Annotated in this window: 21 protein-coding genes and 1 pseudogene; 10 read left to right on the forward strand and 12 right to left on the reverse strand. The window is 68.2% G+C overall.

All coding sequences use genetic code 11. From position 1 onward, the window contains the following. Nucleotides 1–29: 29 nt before the first annotated feature. A complete protein-coding gene (locus GQS65_RS05320; protein ID WP_158203639.1) occupies nucleotides 30–347 on the reverse strand; it encodes an FUN14 domain-containing protein in 318 nt (105 codons plus the stop codon). Nucleotides 348–467: 120 nt separating this feature from the next. On the opposite strand from GQS65_RS05320, the gene hflX reads away from it, so the two are divergent. From hflX to GQS65_RS05335, 3 genes are all read left to right on the forward strand, one after another. Continuing rightward, the gene (gene hflX / locus GQS65_RS05325) at nucleotides 468–1784 is read left to right on the forward strand and encodes a GTPase HflX (RefSeq protein ID WP_368279855.1); all 1317 of its coding nucleotides are present in this window, start codon (nucleotides 468–470) and stop codon (nucleotides 1782–1784) included. 73 nt (nucleotides 1785–1857) lie between these two features. After that, nucleotides 1858–2196 (forward strand): hypothetical protein, encoded by a 339-nt coding sequence (locus GQS65_RS05330; protein WP_158203640.1) that lies wholly within the window; start codon nucleotides 1858–1860, stop codon nucleotides 2194–2196. 39 nt (nucleotides 2197–2235) lie between these two features. Next, on the forward strand, nucleotides 2236–2835 hold the full coding sequence (locus GQS65_RS05335; RefSeq protein ID WP_158203641.1) for a hypothetical protein: 600 nt from the start codon (nucleotides 2236–2238) through the stop codon (nucleotides 2833–2835). On the opposite strand, the gene moaC is transcribed toward GQS65_RS05335, so the two are convergent. From moaC to GQS65_RS05355, 4 genes are all read right to left on the reverse strand, one after another. Then, the gene (gene moaC / locus GQS65_RS05340; protein ID WP_158203642.1) at nucleotides 2827–3339 is read right to left on the reverse strand and encodes a cyclic pyranopterin monophosphate synthase MoaC; all 513 of its coding nucleotides are present in this window, start codon (nucleotides 3337–3339) and stop codon (nucleotides 2827–2829) included. The two genes, GQS65_RS05335 and moaC, sit on opposite strands and share 9 nt — an antisense overlap. After that, a complete protein-coding gene (locus GQS65_RS05345) occupies nucleotides 3336–4787 on the reverse strand; it encodes an NAD(P)H-hydrate dehydratase (RefSeq protein ID WP_158203643.1) in 1452 nt (483 codons plus the stop codon). Before GQS65_RS05345 ends, moaC begins: the two co-directional genes overlap by 4 nt. 60 nt (nucleotides 4788–4847) lie before the next feature. Then, entirely contained in the window at nucleotides 4848–5162 is a 315-nt protein-coding gene (locus GQS65_RS05350) for an acylphosphatase (RefSeq protein WP_368279857.1), read from the reverse strand. 168 nt (nucleotides 5163–5330) lie between these two features. Next, nucleotides 5331–6245: a DNA-3-methyladenine glycosylase family protein gene (locus GQS65_RS05355; RefSeq protein WP_158203644.1), complete on the reverse strand. Its 915-nt coding sequence runs from the start codon at nucleotides 6243–6245 to the stop codon at nucleotides 5331–5333. 80 nt (nucleotides 6246–6325) lie between these two features. On the opposite strand from GQS65_RS05355, the gene GQS65_RS05360 reads away from it, so the two are divergent. Further along, complete coding sequence (locus GQS65_RS05360; RefSeq protein WP_158203645.1) at nucleotides 6326–6775, forward strand: DUF555 domain-containing protein; 450 nt, start codon at nucleotides 6326–6328, stop codon at nucleotides 6773–6775. Nucleotides 6776–6911: 136 nt separating this feature from the next. Here the strand turns inward: GQS65_RS05360 and GQS65_RS05365 are convergent, their stop codons facing one another. From GQS65_RS05365 to GQS65_RS05375, 3 genes are all read right to left on the reverse strand, one after another. After that, nucleotides 6912–7145, reverse strand: a complete 234-nt coding sequence (locus GQS65_RS05365) for a UPF0058 family protein (protein ID WP_158203646.1) — start codon at nucleotides 7143–7145, stop codon at nucleotides 6912–6914. A gap of 168 nt (nucleotides 7146–7313) precedes the next feature. Next, nucleotides 7314–7496, reverse strand: coding sequence for a DUF7836 family putative zinc-binding protein (locus GQS65_RS05370; protein WP_158203647.1), 183 nt, complete (start codon nucleotides 7494–7496; stop codon nucleotides 7314–7316). A gap of 182 nt (nucleotides 7497–7678) precedes the next feature. After that, the gene (locus tag GQS65_RS05375; protein WP_158203648.1) at nucleotides 7679–8656 is read right to left on the reverse strand and encodes a transcription initiation factor IIB; all 978 of its coding nucleotides are present in this window, start codon (nucleotides 8654–8656) and stop codon (nucleotides 7679–7681) included. A 301-nt stretch (nucleotides 8657–8957) separates the two neighbouring features. Between GQS65_RS05375 and GQS65_RS05380 the strand changes: the two genes are divergently transcribed. Then, the gene (locus GQS65_RS05380) at nucleotides 8958–9638 is read left to right on the forward strand and encodes a helix-turn-helix domain-containing protein (protein ID WP_158203649.1); all 681 of its coding nucleotides are present in this window, start codon (nucleotides 8958–8960) and stop codon (nucleotides 9636–9638) included. A 39-nt stretch (nucleotides 9639–9677) separates the two neighbouring features. Here GQS65_RS05380 and GQS65_RS05385 read toward each other — a convergent pair whose 3' ends face one another. Together GQS65_RS05385 and GQS65_RS05390 are read right to left on the reverse strand one after the other, a co-directional pair. Continuing rightward, nucleotides 9678–9962 carry a DUF357 domain-containing protein gene (locus GQS65_RS05385; RefSeq protein ID WP_158203650.1) on the reverse strand — a complete coding sequence of 95 codons (285 nt, stop codon included), beginning with the start codon at nucleotides 9960–9962 and terminating at the stop codon, nucleotides 9678–9680. A 53-nt stretch (nucleotides 9963–10015) separates the two neighbouring features. Beyond that, entirely contained in the window at nucleotides 10016–11113 is a 1098-nt protein-coding gene (locus tag GQS65_RS05390) for an aminotransferase class V-fold PLP-dependent enzyme (RefSeq protein WP_368279859.1), read from the reverse strand. Between the two features lie 145 nt (nucleotides 11114–11258). Between GQS65_RS05390 and GQS65_RS05395 the strand changes: the two are divergent. Both GQS65_RS05395 and GQS65_RS05400 read left to right on the forward strand, forming a co-directional pair. Next, nucleotides 11259–12312: pseudogene (locus GQS65_RS05395) on the forward strand (NAD(P)/FAD-dependent oxidoreductase). Nucleotides 12313–12368: 56 nt separating this feature from the next. Further along, a complete protein-coding gene (locus tag GQS65_RS05400) occupies nucleotides 12369–13274 on the forward strand; it encodes a nucleotidyltransferase domain-containing protein (RefSeq protein ID WP_158203651.1) in 906 nt (301 codons plus the stop codon). A gap of 16 nt (nucleotides 13275–13290) precedes the next feature. Here the strand turns inward: GQS65_RS05400 and GQS65_RS05405 are convergent, their stop codons facing one another. Further along, complete coding sequence (locus GQS65_RS05405; protein WP_158203743.1) at nucleotides 13291–14616, reverse strand: UDP-N-acetyl glucosamine 2-epimerase; 1326 nt, start codon at nucleotides 14614–14616, stop codon at nucleotides 13291–13293. 141 nt (nucleotides 14617–14757) lie between these two features. Between GQS65_RS05405 and GQS65_RS05410 the strand changes: the two genes are divergently transcribed. Beyond that, nucleotides 14758–15048: a DUF7545 family protein gene (locus GQS65_RS05410; RefSeq protein WP_158203652.1), complete on the forward strand. Its 291-nt coding sequence runs from the start codon at nucleotides 14758–14760 to the stop codon at nucleotides 15046–15048. A gap of 26 nt (nucleotides 15049–15074) precedes the next feature. On the opposite strand, the gene GQS65_RS05415 is transcribed toward GQS65_RS05410, so the two are convergent. Beyond that, the gene (locus GQS65_RS05415) at nucleotides 15075–15758 is read right to left on the reverse strand and encodes a 2,5-diamino-6-(ribosylamino)-4(3H)-pyrimidinone 5'-phosphate reductase (RefSeq protein WP_158203653.1); all 684 of its coding nucleotides are present in this window, start codon (nucleotides 15756–15758) and stop codon (nucleotides 15075–15077) included. Nucleotides 15759–16040: 282 nt separating this feature from the next. On the opposite strand from GQS65_RS05415, the gene GQS65_RS05420 reads away from it, so the two are divergent. Continuing rightward, a complete protein-coding gene (locus tag GQS65_RS05420) occupies nucleotides 16041–17315 on the forward strand; it encodes a Single-stranded DNA binding protein (RefSeq protein WP_158203654.1) in 1275 nt (424 codons plus the stop codon). Further along, the gene (locus GQS65_RS05425) at nucleotides 17312–18997 is read left to right on the forward strand and encodes a hypothetical protein (protein WP_158203655.1); all 1686 of its coding nucleotides are present in this window, start codon (nucleotides 17312–17314) and stop codon (nucleotides 18995–18997) included. Before GQS65_RS05420 ends, GQS65_RS05425 begins: the two co-directional genes overlap by 4 nt. The last annotated feature ends 10 nt before the right edge of the window (nucleotides 18998–19007 follow it).

Consider the following 19007-nt stretch of genomic DNA (forward strand, 5'->3'; position numbering starts at 1 on the left):
GTCGATACGAGAGAAGAGACGCTGTTCGACTATCCCAGTTTGAAGCCGGCGAGGAAGCCGGCGGCGAACCCACCGGAGATGGACGCCGTCGAGAGGATGGACATCAGGAAGTCCGGAGGTTGGTTCGAGGTGGCGGCGCTGCCCGCGCCGAGCAGGCCGCCCGAGACGGCCTCCCAGTCGACGGTGAGGATGCCCTCCGATTCGAGGAACTTGAACACGGCCAGTTCGAGGCCGACGATGACCGCGATTACTTTGGCGATTTTCTTGGCCGCGAACCCCATGACGCCGCCGATGACGCCACCGGTGCCGAGGTCGAGACCCAGTTGGGTCACGTCTATTGGTGCCATGTGAGTGTCACGGAAAGCGACTATTAAACCTCTTGCGACTAGTCGTATAGCCCGTGACACGCGACGGTCCGCCGACCGCTGCCCGGAAGTTAAATAGTCGCACGCCCTACCGCCGCCTGAGTGACCGCCACACACCAGGACCCCGAGACGGCCGTCGTGGCCAAGCGCGCCGACGCGGGGGAGGCCGACACCGAGGAGATTCGTGACCTCGCAGCGGCGGCCGGACTCACGGTCGTCGACGAGGTGACCCAGACGCGCAAGGAGGACCCCGCGCTCTGTCTGGGCGAGGGGAAAGTCGAGGAACTCGCCAGAGTCGTCACCCGGAACGGCGCGGGATGCGTCGTCTTCGACAACCGTCTGGGGCCGTACCAGACGTACAACCTCGGGAACCAGCTTCCCGAGGGCGTCGAGGTGAAAGACCGGTTTCGGCTCATCCTCGACATCTTCGGCCAGCGCGCCCAGACGAAGAAGGCGCAGTTGCAGGTCGAACTCGCCGAGTTGCGCTACGAACTGCCGCGCGTCGAGGCGAAGGTGTCGCTGGCACGCCGCGACGAACGCCCCGGGTTCATGGGGTTGGGCGAGTACGACGAGTCGCGCGAACAGGACATCAAGAAGCGCATCTCGCGTATCCGCGACGAACTCCAGCGTATCGAAGACGACGAGGAACACCGCCGGGAACAGCGCCGCGAGTCCGGGTTCGACCTCGTGGCGCTCGCGGGCTACACCAACGCCGGGAAGTCGACGCTCCTCCGCCAACTGGCCGCCGACCTGGACGTCGACGAGAACGAAGACCTGCACCCGGACCTCGACACCACCGCCGAGTCACGGGACAAACTGTTCACGACGCTCGGGACGACGACCCGTCGAGCGGACATGGACCGGCGGAACGTCCTCGTCACCGACACCGTCGGGTTCGTCTCGGACCTGCCCCACTGGCTGGTCGAGTCGTTCAAGTCGACGCTCGACGCCGTCTACCGGGCGGACCTCGTCTTGCTCGTCGTGGACGTCTCCGAACCGGTCGAGGACATCCGCGAGAAACTCGTGACGAGCCACGATACGCTCTACGAGCGCAACGAAGCGCCCATCGTCACCGTCCTGAACAAGGTCGACAAGGTGCCGCCCGAGGACGTCGAGGAGAAGAAGGCCGCGCTGTCGGCGCTCGCGCCCGACCCCGTCGCCGTCAGCGGGAAGGAGGGCCTCGACGTCGACGAACTGAAACGCCGCATCGACACGGACCTGCCACCGTACGACCGCGAGCGACTGGTCCTGCCGATGAGCGACGAGGCGATGAGTCTCGTCTCGTGGATTCACGACCACGCACACGTCCGCGACGTCGACTACGCCGACGAGGTGGTCGTCGACTTCGAGGCTCGCCCCTCCATCGTCGAACGGGCCAGGGCGCGGGCCGCCGACCTGCCCCTCCCCGCCGAGTCCTGAGCGGGCCGTCCCTCCACCCTCGGACGCTCCCGGCCGGAGGAGTTTTCACCGCGCTCGTAGTCACCACTCGATTATGGAGTCACGGATGCGGGCGGTCCTCCTCTACGTCGGCCTCCTCCCGACGCTCGTCGTCCTCGCGGGACTGGTGGTGAGCAGTCGGACCGCACTCCGCTTCGAGGCGCTCGTCCTCTCGCTGACGGTCGTCTCCATCCTCGCGTGGCTGGTGTTGCTGCTGACCGACGACGGTCCGGTCGCCACCGACAGTAGCGATACGCTCGGTCTGGCACGCCCCGACCTGTGGGACCGCGACGACCCGGCGGCCGAACGCGACTCGTTCAGCGTCTCGTATCGGCTCTACGTCTCGCTCGTCTGCGCGGCGGTGGGTGGGTGGGCTCTCCTCCTCGTCGGCTGACCGCCGGGTGTTTTGCCGTCGGGGCGTGACCCCCCGGTCGTGCCCTACGACGTGCGGCCCACGGAAGCGGAGTTGAGCGAGGCGCGAGCGCTCGTCGGCGTCGCGCTCGACGCCTGTGAACGGGCGGCCGTCCTCGGTGCCCCACTGGAGACGCCGCTGCACGTCGCCCTCGGGTGGACCGACAATCCGGCCGTCGCCGAGCACCGACTGGGCGTCACGGGGACGACGTTCCCGGACGGGCAGGTGGAGGTGGCGTTCGACGCCGACACGGAGGGGTGGACCGACGCCATCGGCCCCGTCCTCGCCCAGCAGTACGGGCGCGTCTGGGTCGACGAACGCGTCGACGTGGCGTTTCGCTGGCAACGCCTGCTCCGCGAGGCCGTCGCCGACCGACTCGCTCACGAGACCAATCCCGACGGGCCGCGACCGTGGCTCACGACCGACGAGGAGGCGCTCTCGGAACGCTGGGCGTCGATACGTGACGACCTCGACCAGCACGACGACCTGCCGTCGGACCGCACGACGATGGGTGTCGCGGCCGCCCTCGGCGAGGAGTTGACCGCCGAAGGCGTTCCGAAGGACGTGGCCGAGGTCGACCGAGCGGCCGTCGAGCACGCCGGCGACGCGGCGCTACAGTGAGTGTTTCTCCTTCGACACCACGCGGACGTTCTCGATGCGGGTGCCGGGGTACTGACCGTCGTCGTCCTTCTCGGCGGCTTTCACCATGTCCCAGACGACGTTGAGACCGGTCGTGACGCCCTCCAGCGCCTCCATCTCACAGCCGGTCTTGCCCGTCGTCCCGACGGTCACTTCGAGCGTGACGCGGTCGTCGGCCACCTCGAAGTCGGTGTCGACGTTCGTGATGGGTATCTGGTGGCACATCGGGACGGTCTCCCAGGTGTGTTTGACCGCCTGAATCGCACCGATACGGGCCGTCGCCAGCACGTCGCCCTTCGAGAGCGCGTCGTCGCGGATGGCCGCGACGGTCGATTCGGAGAGGCGAATCTCGCCGGCGGCGACCGCCCGTCGTTCGGTGTCGGGTTTCGCGCCGACGTCGACCATCTGGACGTCGCCCGTCTCGTCGGTGTGGGTCAGCGCGTCGCTGGGTCGGTCCTCCCGCGACTGCTCGGGGTCGTCGCTCATGGGTCCGCTCCGTCGTCGCCCCAGATAGCTCGTGGGATGTCGTCGAGCAGGTCCGAGGCGAGCAGACCGCCGCCGGGTGCACGCTCGGTCGTGACGAGTTCCCCCGCGCGACCGTTGACGTAGGTGGCGACGCAGGCCGACTCGAACGGGTCGAGCGTGGCGAGCATCGCGGCGGTGATACCCGCGAGCGTGTCGCCGGTGCCGCCGACGGTCATCCCCGGCGTCCCGGCGCGACAGATGCGGGTACGCTCGCCGTCGGAGACGACGTCGGTCTTCGCCTTGGCGAGGACGACGTGGCCAAGTTCGTCGGCGAGCGAAGCGACGGCGTCGGTGTGCTCTCGGAACGCTTCGACGTCTTCGCCCCCCAGTTCGACGAACTCGTGGCTGTTCGGCGTCAGCACCAGGTCGGCGTCGGTGTCCACCTCGGGGACGACCGACAGCGCGTCGGCGTCGACGACCGCTCGGCCCTCGAACGCGTCGAGGAACTGCCGGGCCGCGTCGAGCGTCTCCTCGGCCGTCCCGAGGCCCGGTCCCAGCACCACCACGTCGTCGTGGTCGTGAGCCGTCGCCACGAGGTCCGGGACCCGTTCGGGGGTGAGGCGGTCGCCCTCGTAGGGCTGGACGATGAGGTCCTCCGCGTAGCTCTGGACGGCCGTGCTCACGGCGTCGGGGACGGCGACGAACGAGAGGTCCGCGCCCGCCCGGAGCGCGCCCTGTGCGGCCATCGCCGGTGCGCCCGTGTAGGGGCCACCGCCGACGACGAACACGCGGCCGTTCTCGCCTTTCGTCTCGCCGCCGCGTCGAACTCGCAGGAGGTCGCCCCGTTCGACGACCCGCTCTGCGGCCGCCGGGATGCCGATGTCCGCGACGGTCGTGTGGCAGTCGAGGGTGGCGAGTCCGGGCTTCTCGTCGTGGAACGTGACGACGTGGTCGGCGTCGACGGCCGGCGAGGAACGCTCGCCCGTGTCGACGTCGACCCCCGACGGAACGTCGACGGCGACGACCGTGGCGTCGGTCTCGCCGACGGCGTCGACGGCGCTTCGTTCCGGCTCACGGAGGTCGCCCGTGACGCCCGTCCCGAGCATCGCGTCGACCACCACGTCGGGAGAGCCGAGGTCGAGGGTCGCCGAGTCTCTCATCTCCCGAGCGTCGACGTCGGCGCGCTGGAGGGCGTCCCAGTTCTCCCGCGAGATGCGCGTCGAGATGGTCTCGGCCCGTCCGAGCAGGTGGACCGTCACGTCGTACTCGGAGAGGAAGCGTGCGGCGACCAGTCCGTCGCCGCCGTTGTTGCCTCGTCCGGCGAGGATGGCGACGCTCGAACCGGGGGCGGCCACCTCGCGGACGACGCGGGCGACGGCGTTGCCACTGGACTCCATCAGCTGTTTTCGCGGGACGCCGAGGGCCGCCGCGTTCTCGTCGACGACGGCCATCTCGTCGGCGGATATCATACCGACCGCGACTCGGCGAACGGGGTTAAGCGTGCGGGCGAGGCTCTCGTCGGGAAGCGTTCAGCGTCGAACCTCGAACCCGTCGAGGGACTCGACGGGTTCGGACTCGGTGGTCACGTCCTCGACTCGCGCCCGGGAGGGGCCGTCGTGGCACCACTCGACCAGGCTCGTGACGGCGGCCGCCGGTCCCTCGAACACCGCCTCGACCCGGCCGTCGTCGAGGTTCCGGACCCAGCCGTCGACGCCACGCTCGTTCGCGGCCCGACGCGTCGAGGCTCGGTAGGTCACGCCCTGGACGCGCCCGGAGACGAAGACGTGTCGTCGAGTGCGCTCGTCGGTGCGGTCGCCGTCGCTCGTCTCGGTCTCGTCGCTCACGCGGCGGCCTACAGCTGTCAGCCACAAGAACGGTGCGGTGGTGAACCACCAGTACTATGCATCGTTGTCCGAAATCGGAGATGGTCCGTGGGTCCCCACCGGGAATCCGCTACTGCTCTCGTAGACCCGCGACCGTTCTGGGGGCTCTCTCTTCTCTCCCCCACTCGACTACGACTCACCACCGGTTCTGAGGTGGAAGAAGACGTACGTCTGTGCGTAGCCGGCGTACTCGCCACCGAAGCGTGCACGGATGGCTCGCGACGTCTCGGCGTAGCTCCCGCGGTCACAGTCCGGGTAGTGGTCGGCGATGGCCGTCCGAATCCAGGTGTCGAGCGGGACGGCTTCGAGGAAGTCCAGCGAGAACAGCGCCACGCAGTCGGCGACCTTCTCGCCGACGCCGACGAACTGCGCGAGGTACTCGCGTGCGTCCTCGTAGTCCAGCGTTCGCGCGGTGTCGGGGTGAGCTTCGCCCTCCGCGACCATCCGTGCGGTCCGTGCGACGTAGGGAGCGCGGTAGCCGAGACCGAGGTCCCGGAGGTCGTCTCCGGTAGCGACCGAGAGCTGTTCGGGCGTCGGGAAGGCGTGGTAGGTCTCGCCGTCGAACGCGACGGGCGTGCCGTACTCTCGAGCGAGTCGCTCCTGCATGCCGTGGATGCGCGAGACGCGCATCTGGGCCGAGCAGATGAACGAGACGAGACAGGGAACGGAGGGGTCACGGACGAGTCGCATCCCACGATACCGCTCGAAGGCGGCGTCGAGGAGCGGGTCGTCGGGGGTCGTCGCCATGATTGCGTCGAGGTCGTCGTCGAGTCTGAGCAGGCGCACGAGGTGGTCGTGGGCGTCGACGCTGGACTCCCACTCCAGGCGGCCGTCGCACTGGCGCGCGCGGACGACGGCGGGGGTGCCGTCGGTGACCGTCGCCGGCAGGACGGTGTAGTACCACGCCTCGCCGCCGTGAGCGGGCGTGTCCTCGAACATCCGGTCGTCCTCACGCGACCAGACGTAGGTCTGTCCGCTCTCGACGGTCGCCTGGAGGTCGAACCCCCCCGCGAGGGACGCGAGGTGAATCTCACCCGTTTCCATCGCTTCGAGTACGTGAGACTCACTGTTGGCGGTTTCGAAGGCGGGCGAAGGTTCTTGCCACCCCGGAAGAAACGTGTGCTATGGATTGTCGTGTCGTAGTCGAGGCGGCGGTGCCGGTGTACGACGTGGGAACGGCAGACGAGGCCGTCCGCATCGCCATCTCGAAGACCGGCGACATGTTGAATCCGGACCTCAACTACGTCGAAATCTCGATGGGCGAACGCCACTGCCCCCACTGTGAGGGGGAGTTGGACCCCGCGTTCGTCGCGGCCGACGAGGGGTTGGTCTCCCTCGAACTGGAGATGACGGTGTTCAACGTCCAGGACGAGCAACACGCCTCCCGCATCGCACGGAAGGAGATCGGCCAGCGGATGCGCAACATCCCACTCGACGTGCTCCAGGTCGACGTGGTCGAAGAGGAAGGTGACGATGACGGAGACGGGGACGACGTGGCAGTCGAAGACACGAAACGCGAAGCGACCGACGGCGGCGACCTCCTGCCGGACGTCGAGGAACTCATCGAGGAGTGAGCCACCACTCACGGGGAGGTGACCGGAGAGTCGAGAGCGGAGTCACCGGACAAGAGGAGACACACCGGCCCGCGAGATCACTGCTCGTCGTCGTCACTCGGGAGTCGTAACTTCGGTGGAGAACCCCGTCAGGAAGTCAGTCGGCCGCGGCCGAAACGGGCTGTTCGTCGACGGTCATCTCGCCGGTGATTCCCTCTGCGAGCGCGAAGACGGCACGTTTGTGCTCTGTCTTCGACTTGTGGATGGAGGTCGGGCGAACGCCGAGTTCGTCGTAGTGCTCGTGGTCGACGTCGGTGTCGTTCGAGACCTCGTAGTGGTTCCGTACCTGTGCAAGCAGGCCGTGAAGGTGGATGAGTTCCTGCTTTTTCATGCTCAGAACGGGATAACGACTCGGAGCATATAGTATTACCCTGAGTACCGTTAGCACGTTCCGCGGCTACGGGGCCTCAGACGGCCGTAGAACACGTTTCCTCGCTGAACACTCATCGCAACGTGGGGGTGGGCCGGCCACCCTGTCGCCGCTCGTAAAAGGCGTGTGCTAGCCGAGCTGTTTCAGCGTCTCGAGGTCACGCTCGGTTCGGGTGAACTCGGCGGTGCGACGGGTCGCGTGACAGTTCGGGCAGTGGAACATCGCGCTGTGTTCGGGGAGGTCACGAGGGGCCGACTCCCACTGTTTGCCGCACTCTGGACAGAGTAGTCTCACGTACGTTTCCGTCGGCATACTCCCCTCGTCGTCGGCCGGTCACAAAAGCGTTGACCTCACGTTCCCGGCCGATTCGGCGAAAACCACACGACTCCGACGCTGTGGGCACGCGTCACGCGGTGACGAGGAGCGCCCTCGGTGAACGGTGTGAAACGGGAAAATCAGTCCGCGGCCGTCGAATCGCAGCGTGCGCCGGTCCCTCAGTTCGACGCGGTGGTCACGTCCGCCGCTTCGAGGAGTTCCTTGTAGCGGTTGCGGATGGTGACCTCCGAGATGCTCGCCACGTCGCTGACCTGCGACTGCGTCGCCTTCTCGTTGGTGAGCAACGCGGCGGCGTAGATGGCGGCCGCGGCGAGGCCGACCGGCGACTTGCCGCTGAGCAGGCCCGCCTCGCGTGCCCCCTGGAGCAGGTGGCGCGCCCGACGCTCGGCCTCGTCGGAGAGGTCGAGGTCGCTGGCGAACCGCGGCACGTAGCTCTCCGGGTCGGCGGGCTTGATCTCGAGGTTCAGCTGTCGGATGATGTAGCGGTACGTCCGGGTCAGCTCCATCTTGTCGATGCGCGAGACCATCGTCACCTCGTCGAGGCTCCGTGGCGTGCCGGCCTGTCGCGCGGCGGCGTAGAGCGCGGAGGTGGCGACGCCCTCGATGGAGCGGCCCGGAAGCAGGTCCTCGTTGAGCGCCCGGCGGTAGATGACGCTGGCGGTCTCCCGAACGTTCTCGGGCAGGCCGAGTGCGCTCGCCATGCGGTCGATCTCCCCGAGCGCCTGTTTGAGGTTGCGTTCTTTGGAGTCGCGCGTGCGGAAGCGCTCGTTCCACGTGCGGAGGCGCTGCATCTTCGCACGCTGGCGACTGGACAGGGAGTTGCCGTAGGCGTCCTTGTCCTGCCAGCCGATGTTCGTCGACAGTCCGTTGTCGTGCATCATGTTCGTCGTCGGCGCACCGACGCGGGACTTGCTGTCTTTCTCCGCGGAGTCGAACGCCCGCCACTCCGGACCGCGGTCGACGGCGTCCTCCTCGACGACGAGGCCGCAGTCCTCACAGACCGTCTCGCCGTGTTCGCTGTCGTCCACGAGACGGCCGCCGCACTCGGGGCAGCCACGTACCGACTCCTGTTCTGTGGATTCGGCCTCCGTCTCGGTCATCTCCTCGGTGTACGTTCGTATGGTCGTATCGCTCATGGTAGGGACAGGTGCACGCCGCGTCGGGTCGGAGGCGCTGGCCTCACACCGGCGACGCGTCTTAACCGATAGTTAGTCCGCAAACTATTTAAACTTATCGCAGGCTATCGCCTGTAATCGGACTTTGTGACGTTCCTCACGTGGGTATTGTGACTCGGGTCGTCACACGATGGCTGCATTGCCATATAAATCCCTTTCGTCGCCGTCGTGGACAGGTCAACGTTTATGTAGCTAACGGTTCTGAGCCTCGACAGCGAAGGGGACACCGCCTCGAGAGAGTGGAGTCCACGACGACACAAACATGACAACCATCGCAGAACTCGGTCTTCCAGCGGAATCGTTCGCACTCGACGAGGCGTTCGGACAGTGTCCGGACCTCACGGTCGACGTACTCCAGGGGGTCGCACACAACACGACGGGGCTCTCGAACCTCGTCTGGGTCGAGACCGACGACCTCGACGCCGCCGACGCCGCGCTGAAGGAGGACGCGACCGTTACGGACGTCGAGGAACTCGGCGACATCGACGGGAAGTGGCTCTACACCGTCGGGTGGAAGACCCCCGTCTCCGTCGCGCTGGCCGTCCTCCTCGAAGACGCGACGATGCTGGGGGCGACCGGTGACGGCGATGGATGGTCGTTCCGCGTCCTGTTCCCGAAACGCAACGCCCTCTCCATCGCCGCGAGCGTCTTCGAGCAGTACGACGTCAATCTCCGTATCGAGCGCATCTACGAACTCGGGACCGGCGGCGAACACGGCGAGTACGACCTGACCGACGAACAGCGCGAGGCGCTCGAAGCCGCCCTCGAAAACGGCTACTTCAAGGTCCCGCGTGACACGACCCTCGGCTCCATCGCCGACGACCTGGGCATCTCACACCAGGCGCTCTCCGAGCGACTGCGTCGGGCCAACGAGATACTCGCGGAGGTGGCGATTCAGCCCCCGAGTGCGTCCGAGGAGGCCGAACTCCGGACCGACGACTGACTGGCCGTTTCTCCACGTCGACGAGCGCCGAGGCCACGCTCAGACCGTGAACAGGTGGCCCTCCTCGGGCACCGCGAACACGCCGAGACGAGCGCCAGCGTCGAGCCACGCGTGCCCGTACGAGAACGACGCCAGCGCGTTCACCCAGTCGTCGTTCTCGCGGAAGTGTCTCCCGTCCTCCAGATACGACGCGGCCATCTCCTCGAACTCCGTCGCCGCCTCGTACAGCGGCGTCCCTTCCTGTGGCGCGACGGACGCCGCGTCGAGCGCGTCACTCAGCAGTCGTTCGTACCGGTCGGTCTTCTCCTGTAGGTCCGCGGCCATGCCCTCGACTCGTCAGCCGGGGCAAAGACGACTCCGACTCGACGTGCCCGACACTACAGCGCGTCCAGCAGCGTGTCGACGTCCCCCTCGGTGTTGTAAGCGTGGACCGACGCCCGGACCGCGCCGGAGGGGAGCGACCGGACGTAGAGTCCTTCGGCTTCGAGGCGCTCGACCAGCGCGTCGGGGTCCTCGTCGCCCGTCGAGAACGCGACCAGTCCGGACTCCGGCGTCGCCGGGCCGACGACCCGGTCGTCGAGTCCGGCAGCGAGTCGCTCGGCCAGGTCGGTGATACGGCCCTCGACCGTCTCCGTCCCGAGTTCCTCGTGGAGGTCCATGGCCGCGGTCGCGCCCGCGTACGGGCCGACGTTCGTGGTCCCCACCTCGAAGCGGGCCGCACCCGGCTTCAGCTCGGGCGTCTCGTCCATCGCGTCCGTGACGCTCCGGTAGCCGACCTGTGCGGGCGACGTGTCGACGTCCTCGCGGACGAAGAGGAACCCCGCCCCCCACGGCCCGAGGAGCCACTTGTGACACGCGCCGACGACGTACTCGGCGTCCCACGCGCCACAGTCGAGGTCGGTCTGTCCGACCGACTGGACGGCGTCGACCAGCACCTCGGTGCCGTGGTCGTGGGCCGCCTCCACGAGGTCCGCGACGGGCCAGCGCGTCCCGTGGGTCCACGTGATGGAGTTGAAACAGACGAGACGCGCGTCCGCGACGGCCTCGGCGTACGCCTCGCGGTCGACCCGGCCGTCCTCGGTCTCCAGGACACGCACCTCCACGCCCTGCTCGCGGAGGTTCCACCACGGCAGGATGCCCGCCGGGTGTTCGAGGTCGGTCCGGACGACCACGTCGCCCGGTTCCCAGTCGACGCTCGCGGCGACACGGGCGATACCGTCGGCGGTCGAGCTAGTGAGCGCGAGTTCCGCTCGGTCCGCGCCGAGGAAGTCGGCGAACCGTTCACGGTAGCGCTCGAACGCGTCGAACGCGACGGGGTAACAGCCCGCACCGGTCGGCGCGTCGACCTCGTGGCTCCGGACGGCGTCACAGGTCGCGTCGAGCACCGGTTCGGGGGAGGGGCCGGACGCCCCCGCGTTGAAGTAGATACCGTCGTCGAACGCCGGAATCGCCGCGCGTAGGTCCTCGGGAGTCACGGTCGACGTGCGTCGCGGTCCCCCCTCAACGTTGTGCTGCGGGCACCCCCCGAGCGGTGGCCGTCGTCGGGGCGACGGTCCCAGACTGACGCGACGCTCGCACTCGTGCGCAAGCTACAAAGCCGAAACGTCAGTATCACCGGTAATGACCGAGACCACCCATCGACGGCTCATCATCGCCGGGTCCGGCATCGCCGGCCTCTCGGCGGCCATCTACGCCGGCCGCTCGAACAACGCCCCCCTCGTGTTCGAGGGCGACGAACCCGGCGGCCAACTCACGCTGACCACCGACGTGGCGAACTATCCGGGGTTCCCCGACGGCATCAGCGGCCCCGAACTCGTCCAGAACATGAAAGGCCAGGCCGAGCAGTTCGGTGCGGACGTCGAACACGGCATCGTCGTCGACGTCGGCCGCGAGGACGACGAGGGCCCGTTCCACGTCACGATGAAGAACGGCGACGAGTACACCACGGACGCGTTCATCGCCGCGTCGGGTGCCAGCGCCCGGACCCTCGGCGTCCCCGGCGAGGACCTGCTGATGGGCTACGGCGTCTCGACGTGTGCGACCTGTGACGGCGCGTTCTTCCGCGACGAGGACATGCTCGTCGTCGGCGGTGGCGACGCCGCCATGGAGGAGGCGACGTTCCTCACGAAGTTCGCCGACACCGTCTACGTCGCCCACCGCCGCGAGGAGTTCCGCGCCGAGGACTACTGGATCGACCGCGTCCAGGAGAAGGTCGAGGCGGGCGACATCGAGATCCTCAGGAACACCGAAGTCCTCGAAATCCACGGCTCGCAGGCAGCGGGCGTCGACCACGTCACGCTCGTCGAGAACGAGTCGGGGCACCCGAGCGACAACCTGGACGACCCCGGGACGCGGCAGTACGACTTCGACGTGGGCGCGGTGTTCCTCGCCATCGGCCACACCCCCAACACCGGGTATCTCGCCGACACGGGGGTCGAACTCGACGAGCAGGGCTACCTCTACACGCACGGCGGCCGCGACGGCGGCCAGACCGCCACCGCCGTCCCCGGCATCTTCGGCGCGGGCGACGTCGTCGACCACCACTACCAGCAGGCCGCGACGGCGGGGGGGGATGGGCGTGAAAGCCGCCCTCGACGCCGACGACTACCTCGAACAGTTGGATCGGGCCGGAACCGAGGGGAGGGAAGCCGTCGAGGCGAGCAGCGACGACTGAGCCAGCGTCACACGGTATCCTCCCCGGCTAAGTACCCCCTCTCGAAACTCGGAGCCATGACGCCCTCCGAACCCCCCGAACTCGACGGCCTCCTCGACGACGTCGCCGCCCACCACGACCTGACGGTGCTCGCCGCCCGCGACATCGGCTCTCGGGCGTGGAACCTCGCCAGCGAGTCGAGTGACTACGACGTCGGCTTCCTCTTCCGTCAGGAGCCGATGGAATACGTCACGCTCGGTGGCACCGTCTCGACGGTCCGCGACGAACGCGGCGAGGTGGAAGTCCGTGGCTGGAACGTGACGCGGTTCGCCGAACTACTCGCCAGTTCGAACCCCACAGTGCTGGAGTTCCTCCACTCGCCGCTTCGCTACCGCGACCACGACGCGCTGACGAGGCTGGAGGCGGCCGTCGCCGACCAGTTCCGACCCATCGGCGTCTACCACCACTACCGCTCGATGGCGGCCCGCCAGTACCACAAGTACCTCCAGCGTCGCCTGCTGGTCCACGGCGACCCGGAGTACGAAATCGTCGACGAGACGGCCGAGGAGTGGGTCGTCCGGCCGCTCGATGGTGGAGAGGAGGACGACGACGCGGCGACCGAACGCCTCCCGAAGGCCGACGACCGGTACGAAGCCGGTACGACGGACATGACCGTCAAACGCAACCTGTACGTGATTCGTGGAGTGCTGTACGCCGAGTACGTTCGGGACACCCACGCGTTTCCGACGCTCGACTTCCCGGCGTTCGTCGAGGCCGAGCGTGACCGACTCGGCGACGACTACGAGGCAGTCCGTTCCCTCGTCGAGCGCAAACGTGCAGGGGAGGGTGACGCCGTCGTCGGCGACGTGTTCGGCGACGAACGGACACGGCTGTCGAAGCAGGTCGACCCGGAGGTCCACGGCGTCCGTGGCATCGCCACCGAACGCGTCGACGCGTTCGTCCGCGAGACGTTCGAGACGTGAGGGGAACTCGGCGAACTCAGAGGTAGTCGAAACTACTCGCCTGCCCCGAGAAGCCAGCGCGTTCGTGTGCCCACTCGAACGGCTCGTCGCGTTTCTCGGCGAGGAACTCGACGATGTGCTCACCGACGTTCTCGCCGTACAGTTCCGGTCCGGAGCCGAGTCGATTCCGGACCGAGTCCGTCTCGTAGACGTACTCGACGGTGTCGAACATCGACTCCCCGTCGGCGGGTGGGACGAGCAGGTTCGAGTTGGCCTCGAACACCGTCTCCGGGCGGTCGGTGTTGAACCGCGCGGTGAGACAGTGGGCCTCCTCGATGTGGTTCAGTTCCTCCTGCATACTCCCGGAGTCGGTGAGTTCCGCGAAACACTGGCCCGAGCGCAGGAACTCGTAGACGTGCGCGTGGCGCTTCCAGAGACCGGTGAACAGGAAGTTCTCACGGTCGTCGTCGAGCCGAAGGAGCGTCTCCCGCAGGCCGTAGTTCTCCAACGCCCGACGGGTCGCGGTGAGTTCGAGGAAGTTGACGTTGTAGTCCGCCTCGACGAGGCGGACGACGCAGTCGACGATGGCCCGGAAGCGGTCGGGCAGCAGGTTCGCTCGGCGGTGAATGTCGACGCGAATCCAGTCGTCGCGCTCTTCCAGCACGGGGAATGCGTCGAACACCGACTCGCCGCCCGCGTCAGCTTTCATCTCGATGGCGTCGACGACGCTGTTCCCGACGACCGGAATGCGCTCGTCGCCGCCGACGGATTCGGGGTAGCCTTCGTTCAGCAGGTGGTCGCGGTTGAGGTCGGTCGGTGCGAAGTGGTACATCGCGGCGGCACTGCCGACGAACGTGTCGTACTGCTCGGGGAACGGTTCGGAGCGTTCGATGTGCCAGTCGCCGTCCCACTGTTCGCGGACGAACGCCTCGGGGTCGCCGTGGGTCGTGAAGTCGGGAGCCATCGAACGGAGTCCGGCCTCGTTGTGCGCGACCATCTGGTTGGTCGCGAACAGCCACGCCTGGGGGACGATACCGGCCGCGAGCGTGTCGCCGTGGACGAGTGGGAGGACGGTCTTCTCGGGGTACTCGCTCGCGAGGAGGTCGGTGAACGCCTCGATTTCGGTCATCAGCGAGGCGGTCTTCTCACTGAGACTGCCACGGACGCCGAGGTCGACGGCGATGTGGTCTTCGAGGTCGTACTCGACGAGGCCGTGGCCGAGCACGTCGTCGTAGTGCTGGCCGGTGTGGAGGACGAAACACGGGACACCCTGCTCGCGGGCGGCGGCGACGACCGGAGCCTGTTTGTAGAAGTCGGGTTTGGTCGCCGTCACCACCGCGAGGACGAACTCCCCGGCGTCCATCTGCCGGGCGAGGCGGTCTTCGTAGACCTGCTGATTCGTGGTCACACCGTCTACAACCACGAGTTGGACTAAAGGCCTTCTCCCGTACACGGGCCGTCTCGAACGCACACGGCTTTACGTCTCGCTCACCGAGAGCGTGCCATGTCGACGAACTCCGAGACGACGCTCGTCACGATAGCAACGCCGGACGGCGAGGACGAAGTGGAACTCCCGACGGGCCTCCTCGACATGCTCGCCGAGGAGGGCGAATCCGCCGCCGACGTGGTCGGTGACCTCGCGCTGATGTCCTGCGCCCAGCGCGTCCACGCCGCCGTCCACCACGGCCACGGCGAGACCGACCCGGAACTCGAAGCCGTCGAGTCGACGACGCTCGACCTCTTCGAGGAGCGCTTCGGCATGACGTTCGGCGAGGCGACCGGTCACGACCACTGAGGGCCGTCCTTCTTCGACGTGCCGTTCTACCCCGCCCCGAGCGGCCGCGACGACTCGACCGACCAGTTCAGGACGACACCGTCGTCAACCCGCTCGACGCCCTCCAGGGCCAGCCTCGGGAACGTCTCGCGGTCGACGAACCCCTCGCCGTCGGCGATGGTCGGCGCGTCACGTCCGCCGAGAACCAGACCGCCGACGTACAGCGTCAGTTCGTCGACCAACCCGTCTTCGAACAGCGAGAAGACGAGTTCGCCACCGCCCTCGACCATCAGCCGACGCACACGTTCGGCTTCGAGTTCGGCGAGCGCCGCCGGGAGGTCGACGCGCTCCTCGCCGGCGACGACGATACTCGCCCCCGCATCGCGGAGCGCGTCGAGGCGGTCGTCGGGGGCCGCTTCGCCGACGAGGACGGTAGTCGGCGCGTCGCCCGCCAGCACCTCCGCGTCCGGCGGCGTGCGTGCCCGCGAGTCGGCGACGACTCGCGTCGGGACGCCCGGTATCTCCAGCGCCTCGCGGTGGGTCTGGTCGAACCGGACCAGCGAGGGGTCGTCCGCGAGGACGGTGCCCACCCCGACCATGACCGCGTCGCTCTCGGCGCGGACCCGGTCGACGCGGGCGAAGTCCTCGTCGCCGGAGATGCGGACCTGCTCGCGGTTCCGCGTGGAGAGTTTCCCGTCCGCACTGACGGCAGCGTTGACGTGGACGTGCATGGCCGAGTCGTCGACCAGCGGCGACTAACCGGTTTCGTGTCGGACGAACGCTCGTTACCGTGAACAACGGGTGGGACTGAAAGGGGCCGGTGCGAGGAGGCAGGCGCGGACGGGCGAGCACCGCAGGTAAGCGAGCGGAGCGAGCGAACCGAGGAGCGCGCCCGCCGCACCGAGTCGTCGCGCCGGGGGCTTTCGAACGCTCGTTCTCGACGGCGGAGTCGACGAGGGTACCGAACTCCAGGCGCGAACCCTTTTTTACCAGCCTGCGCAAACCCCGAGACGATGGACATCGACCAGACTGCCGAGGAGCTCGCCTCCGACCTCGGTGTGGACAAAGAGGAGGTCCGCGACGACCTGCAGAAACTCGTCGAGTACGACGTGCCGCTCGAAGAGGCCACTCAGAGCCTCCGCCGCAAGTACGGCGGTGGCGGCGGTGGCGGCGGCAGCGCCCCCTCGACGAAGGACGTCGGTGCGGTGTCGACGGACGACGCGAGCGTCACCGTCACCGGCCGCGTGCTGACCGTCGGGAAACGCACCATCCGGTATCAGGGCGACGACTTCACCATCTTCGAAGGGGAGCTAGCCGACGACACCGGCCGCATCTCCTACACCGCGTGGAACGACTTCGGCCTCGCCGAGGGCGACACCATCCGGGCGGGCAACGCCGGCGTCCGCGAGTGGGAGGGCCGTCCCGAACTCAACCTCGGCGACTCGACGGACGTCGAGACGCTGGACGAGGAGGTGGACGTGCCCTACGAGGTCGGTGGCGACCGCTCGCTGGCCGACCTCTCGCCGGGCGACCGGGGTCGGAACATCGAGGTGACCGTCGTCGAGGTCGAAGAGCGGACCATCGACGGCCGCGACGGGGAGACGGACATCCTCTCGGGCGTCGTCGCCGACGAGTCCGCACGGCTGCCGTTCACCGACTGGAACCCGCGCCCCGAAATCGAGGAGGGGGCGTCACTGCGCTTCGAGGACGTCTACGTCCGGGAGTTCCGGGGCGTTCCCTCGGTCAACTGTTCGGAGTTCACCGTCGTCACCGAACTCGACCGCGAGGTCGAAGAGAGCGCGACGGCTCGCAAACTCGGCATCGGCGAGGCGGTCCGAGGCGGCGGCGCGTTCGACGTCGAACTCGTCGGGAGCCTCCTCGACGTGCGCGACGGCTCCGGACTCATCCAGCGCTGTCCGGAGTGCAACCGCGTCATCCAGAACGGCCAGTGTCGCTCGCACGGCGAGGTCGAGGGGGTCGACGACCTGCGGACGAAGGCGATCCTCGACGACGGGACGGGCACCGTCACCGTGGTCCTCGACCGCGAGTCGACCGAGCGCGTCTACGACGGCACGCTGGACGACGCGCTGGACCACGCCCGTGACGCGATGGACAAGGAGGTGGTCGCGGAGTCCATCGCCGACGACATCGTCGGGTTGGAGTACCGCGTCCGTGGGTCGCTCTCGGTCGACGAGTACGGCGCGAACCTCGACGCCGAGGAGTTCGACCGTGTCGAGGAGTCGGCCGCCGACCGTGCGACCACGCTGCTCGCGGAGGTGAGCGAATGAGTGGTTCGACGCCGGGCAACCGGGAGGTCGCCCACCGCCTGTTCGCCGCCGAGTTCGAGGACGCCAGCTACTCTTACTCCGAGTCCGACGAGGAGCGTGCGCCGAACTACGTCGTCACGCCGACCGGTGCACGGGTCAACCGCCTGTTCGCCACCGGCGTGTTGACCGAGGTCGCACAGGCCGGCGACAGCATCCTCCGCGCTCGTGTCGTCGACCCGACGGGCGCGTTCGTCGTCTACGCCGGCCAGTACCAGCCGGAAGCGATGAGTTTCCTCGATACGGCCTCGACCCCGTCGTTCGTCGCCGTCACCGGGAAGGCCCGGACGTTCCAGCCCGAGGACTCCGACCTGGTCTACACGAGCGTCCGTCCCGAGTCGGTCAGCGAGGTGGACGCCCCGACGCGCGACCGCTGGACCGTGACCGCCGCCGAGCGCACGCTCGAACGCATCGGCGTCTTCGCCGCCGCGCTCGATACGGGGCTGACGGGCGACGCGCTGACCCAGGCACTGCGCGAGGCGGGCGTCGACGCCAGCCTCGCCGCCGGTATCCCCATCGCCATCGAGCAGTACGGCACGACGACGGCGTACCTCGCCGCGTTGCAGGAGGTGGCGCTCGACGCCGTCCGACTCGTCGCCGACGAGGTGGACGCGGTCGGCGACCTCGACCGCTCGCCGGGCGAGGGTGGCGACGTCTCGTTCAGCCCCGTGCTGCCCGCCGACGTCGACGTCGCGGCCGGGGCGGCGGGTGTCGTCGACACGGCGAGCGACGTCGCCGACGAGGGGACGGCACCCGAAGGCGAGACGCCGGACCCGGCCGCCGCCAGCGAGGGCGCGGACGCGACGGGCGACGCCGTCGAAGAGCCCGCCGAGACACCCGTCGAGGAAGGTGTCGACGTGGGCGACGAGCCGTCGGGAGAACCGGTCGCCGAGACCGACGGCGCGGAGCAGACGGCGGCGGAGCGCACCGACATGAGCGCCGACGAGGAGCCGGCGTTCGAGGAGACGGCCGGCAACGGCGTCTCCGACGAACCCGCGTTCGACACCAGCGAGGACGAGACCGACGACGCCGAGGCGGAGGCCGACCCCGGCGCGTACGAGATGGACGAAGAGACGCGCGAGGAGGTCGAAGCGGAGTTCGGGACCGACTTCTCGACCGGTAGCGAGGTCCCACCGGCGGGCGAGGCCGACATCGAGACACCCGAGCGAGAGTCGGAGGATGCCGTCGAGTCGGCGGCCGAGACGACGACGGATGCGACCGACGCCACCACCGACCCGGACGAACCGTCGTTCGAACCGACGGGCGGCGACGAGACGGTCGACGACGAACCGGCATTCGAGCCGACCGAGACGGACGAGTCGGCCGTCGACGACGGGACCGACGCGGCTACCGACTCGGACGCCGGGTCGGAGAGCGAGTCGCCCGCCGCGGTGGAGAGTGAGTCGCCCGCCGACACGGACACGGCGAGCGACGCCGAAGCCGATGCGGACGTCGACCTCGAGACGGCCCTGCTGGAGGAGATGAAGGCGCTCGACGACGGCGACGGTGCACCCCGAGACGAACTGGTCACACGCGTCGGCGACCGGACCGGTGCGGACGAGGACACGGTGGCCGACGCCATCCAGGATGCGCTGATGAGCGGGCAGTGTTACGAACCGGAGGACGGGCGACTCAAACCCATCTGAACGTGCTCGA

The organism is Halomarina oriensis, assembly GCF_009791395.1.
GTDB lineage: Archaea > Halobacteriota > Halobacteria > Halobacteriales > Haloarculaceae > Halomarina > Halomarina oriensis.

What these genes read in the sequence shown, in the direction of transcription:
- GQS65_RS05355 (WP_158203644.1), bottom strand. Translation starts at nt 6,245, where the DNA reads ATGGAAACGGGTGAGATTCACCTCGCGTCCCTCGCGGGGGGGTTCGAC.
- GQS65_RS05365 (WP_158203646.1), bottom strand. Translation starts at nt 7,145, where the DNA reads ATGAAAAAGCAGGAACTCATCCACCTTCACGGCCTGCTTGCACAGGTA.
- GQS65_RS05345 (WP_158203643.1), bottom strand. Translation starts at nt 4,787, where the DNA reads ATGATATCCGCCGACGAGATGGCCGTCGTCGACGAGAACGCGGCGGCC.
- GQS65_RS05330 (WP_158203640.1), top strand. Translation starts at nt 1,858, where the DNA reads ATGGAGTCACGGATGCGGGCGGTCCTCCTCTACGTCGGCCTCCTCCCG.
- GQS65_RS05400 (WP_158203651.1), top strand. Translation starts at nt 12,369, where the DNA reads ATGACGCCCTCCGAACCCCCCGAACTCGACGGCCTCCTCGACGACGTC.
- GQS65_RS05370 (WP_158203647.1), bottom strand. Translation starts at nt 7,496, where the DNA reads ATGCCGACGGAAACGTACGTGAGACTACTCTGTCCAGAGTGCGGCAAA.
- GQS65_RS05375 (WP_158203648.1), bottom strand. Translation starts at nt 8,656, where the DNA reads ATGAGCGATACGACCATACGAACGTACACCGAGGAGATGACCGAGACG.
- GQS65_RS05405 (WP_158203743.1), bottom strand. Translation starts at nt 14,616, where the DNA reads ATGGACGCCGGGGAGTTCGTCCTCGCGGTGGTGACGGCGACCAAACCC.
- GQS65_RS05385 (WP_158203650.1), bottom strand. Translation starts at nt 9,962, where the DNA reads ATGGCCGCGGACCTACAGGAGAAGACCGACCGGTACGAACGACTGCTG.
- GQS65_RS05320 (WP_158203639.1), bottom strand. Translation starts at nt 347, where the DNA reads ATGGCACCAATAGACGTGACCCAACTGGGTCTCGACCTCGGCACCGGT.
- GQS65_RS05410 (WP_158203652.1), top strand. Translation starts at nt 14,758, where the DNA reads ATGTCGACGAACTCCGAGACGACGCTCGTCACGATAGCAACGCCGGAC.
- GQS65_RS05360 (WP_158203645.1), top strand. Translation starts at nt 6,326, where the DNA reads ATGGATTGTCGTGTCGTAGTCGAGGCGGCGGTGCCGGTGTACGACGTG.
- GQS65_RS05415 (WP_158203653.1), bottom strand. Translation starts at nt 15,758, where the DNA reads ATGCACGTCCACGTCAACGCTGCCGTCAGTGCGGACGGGAAACTCTCC.
- GQS65_RS05380 (WP_158203649.1), top strand. Translation starts at nt 8,958, where the DNA reads ATGACAACCATCGCAGAACTCGGTCTTCCAGCGGAATCGTTCGCACTC.
- GQS65_RS05420 (WP_158203654.1), top strand. Translation starts at nt 16,041, where the DNA reads ATGGACATCGACCAGACTGCCGAGGAGCTCGCCTCCGACCTCGGTGTG.
- moaC (WP_158203642.1), bottom strand. Translation starts at nt 3,339, where the DNA reads ATGAGCGACGACCCCGAGCAGTCGCGGGAGGACCGACCCAGCGACGCG.
- GQS65_RS05425 (WP_158203655.1), top strand. Translation starts at nt 17,312, where the DNA reads ATGAGTGGTTCGACGCCGGGCAACCGGGAGGTCGCCCACCGCCTGTTC.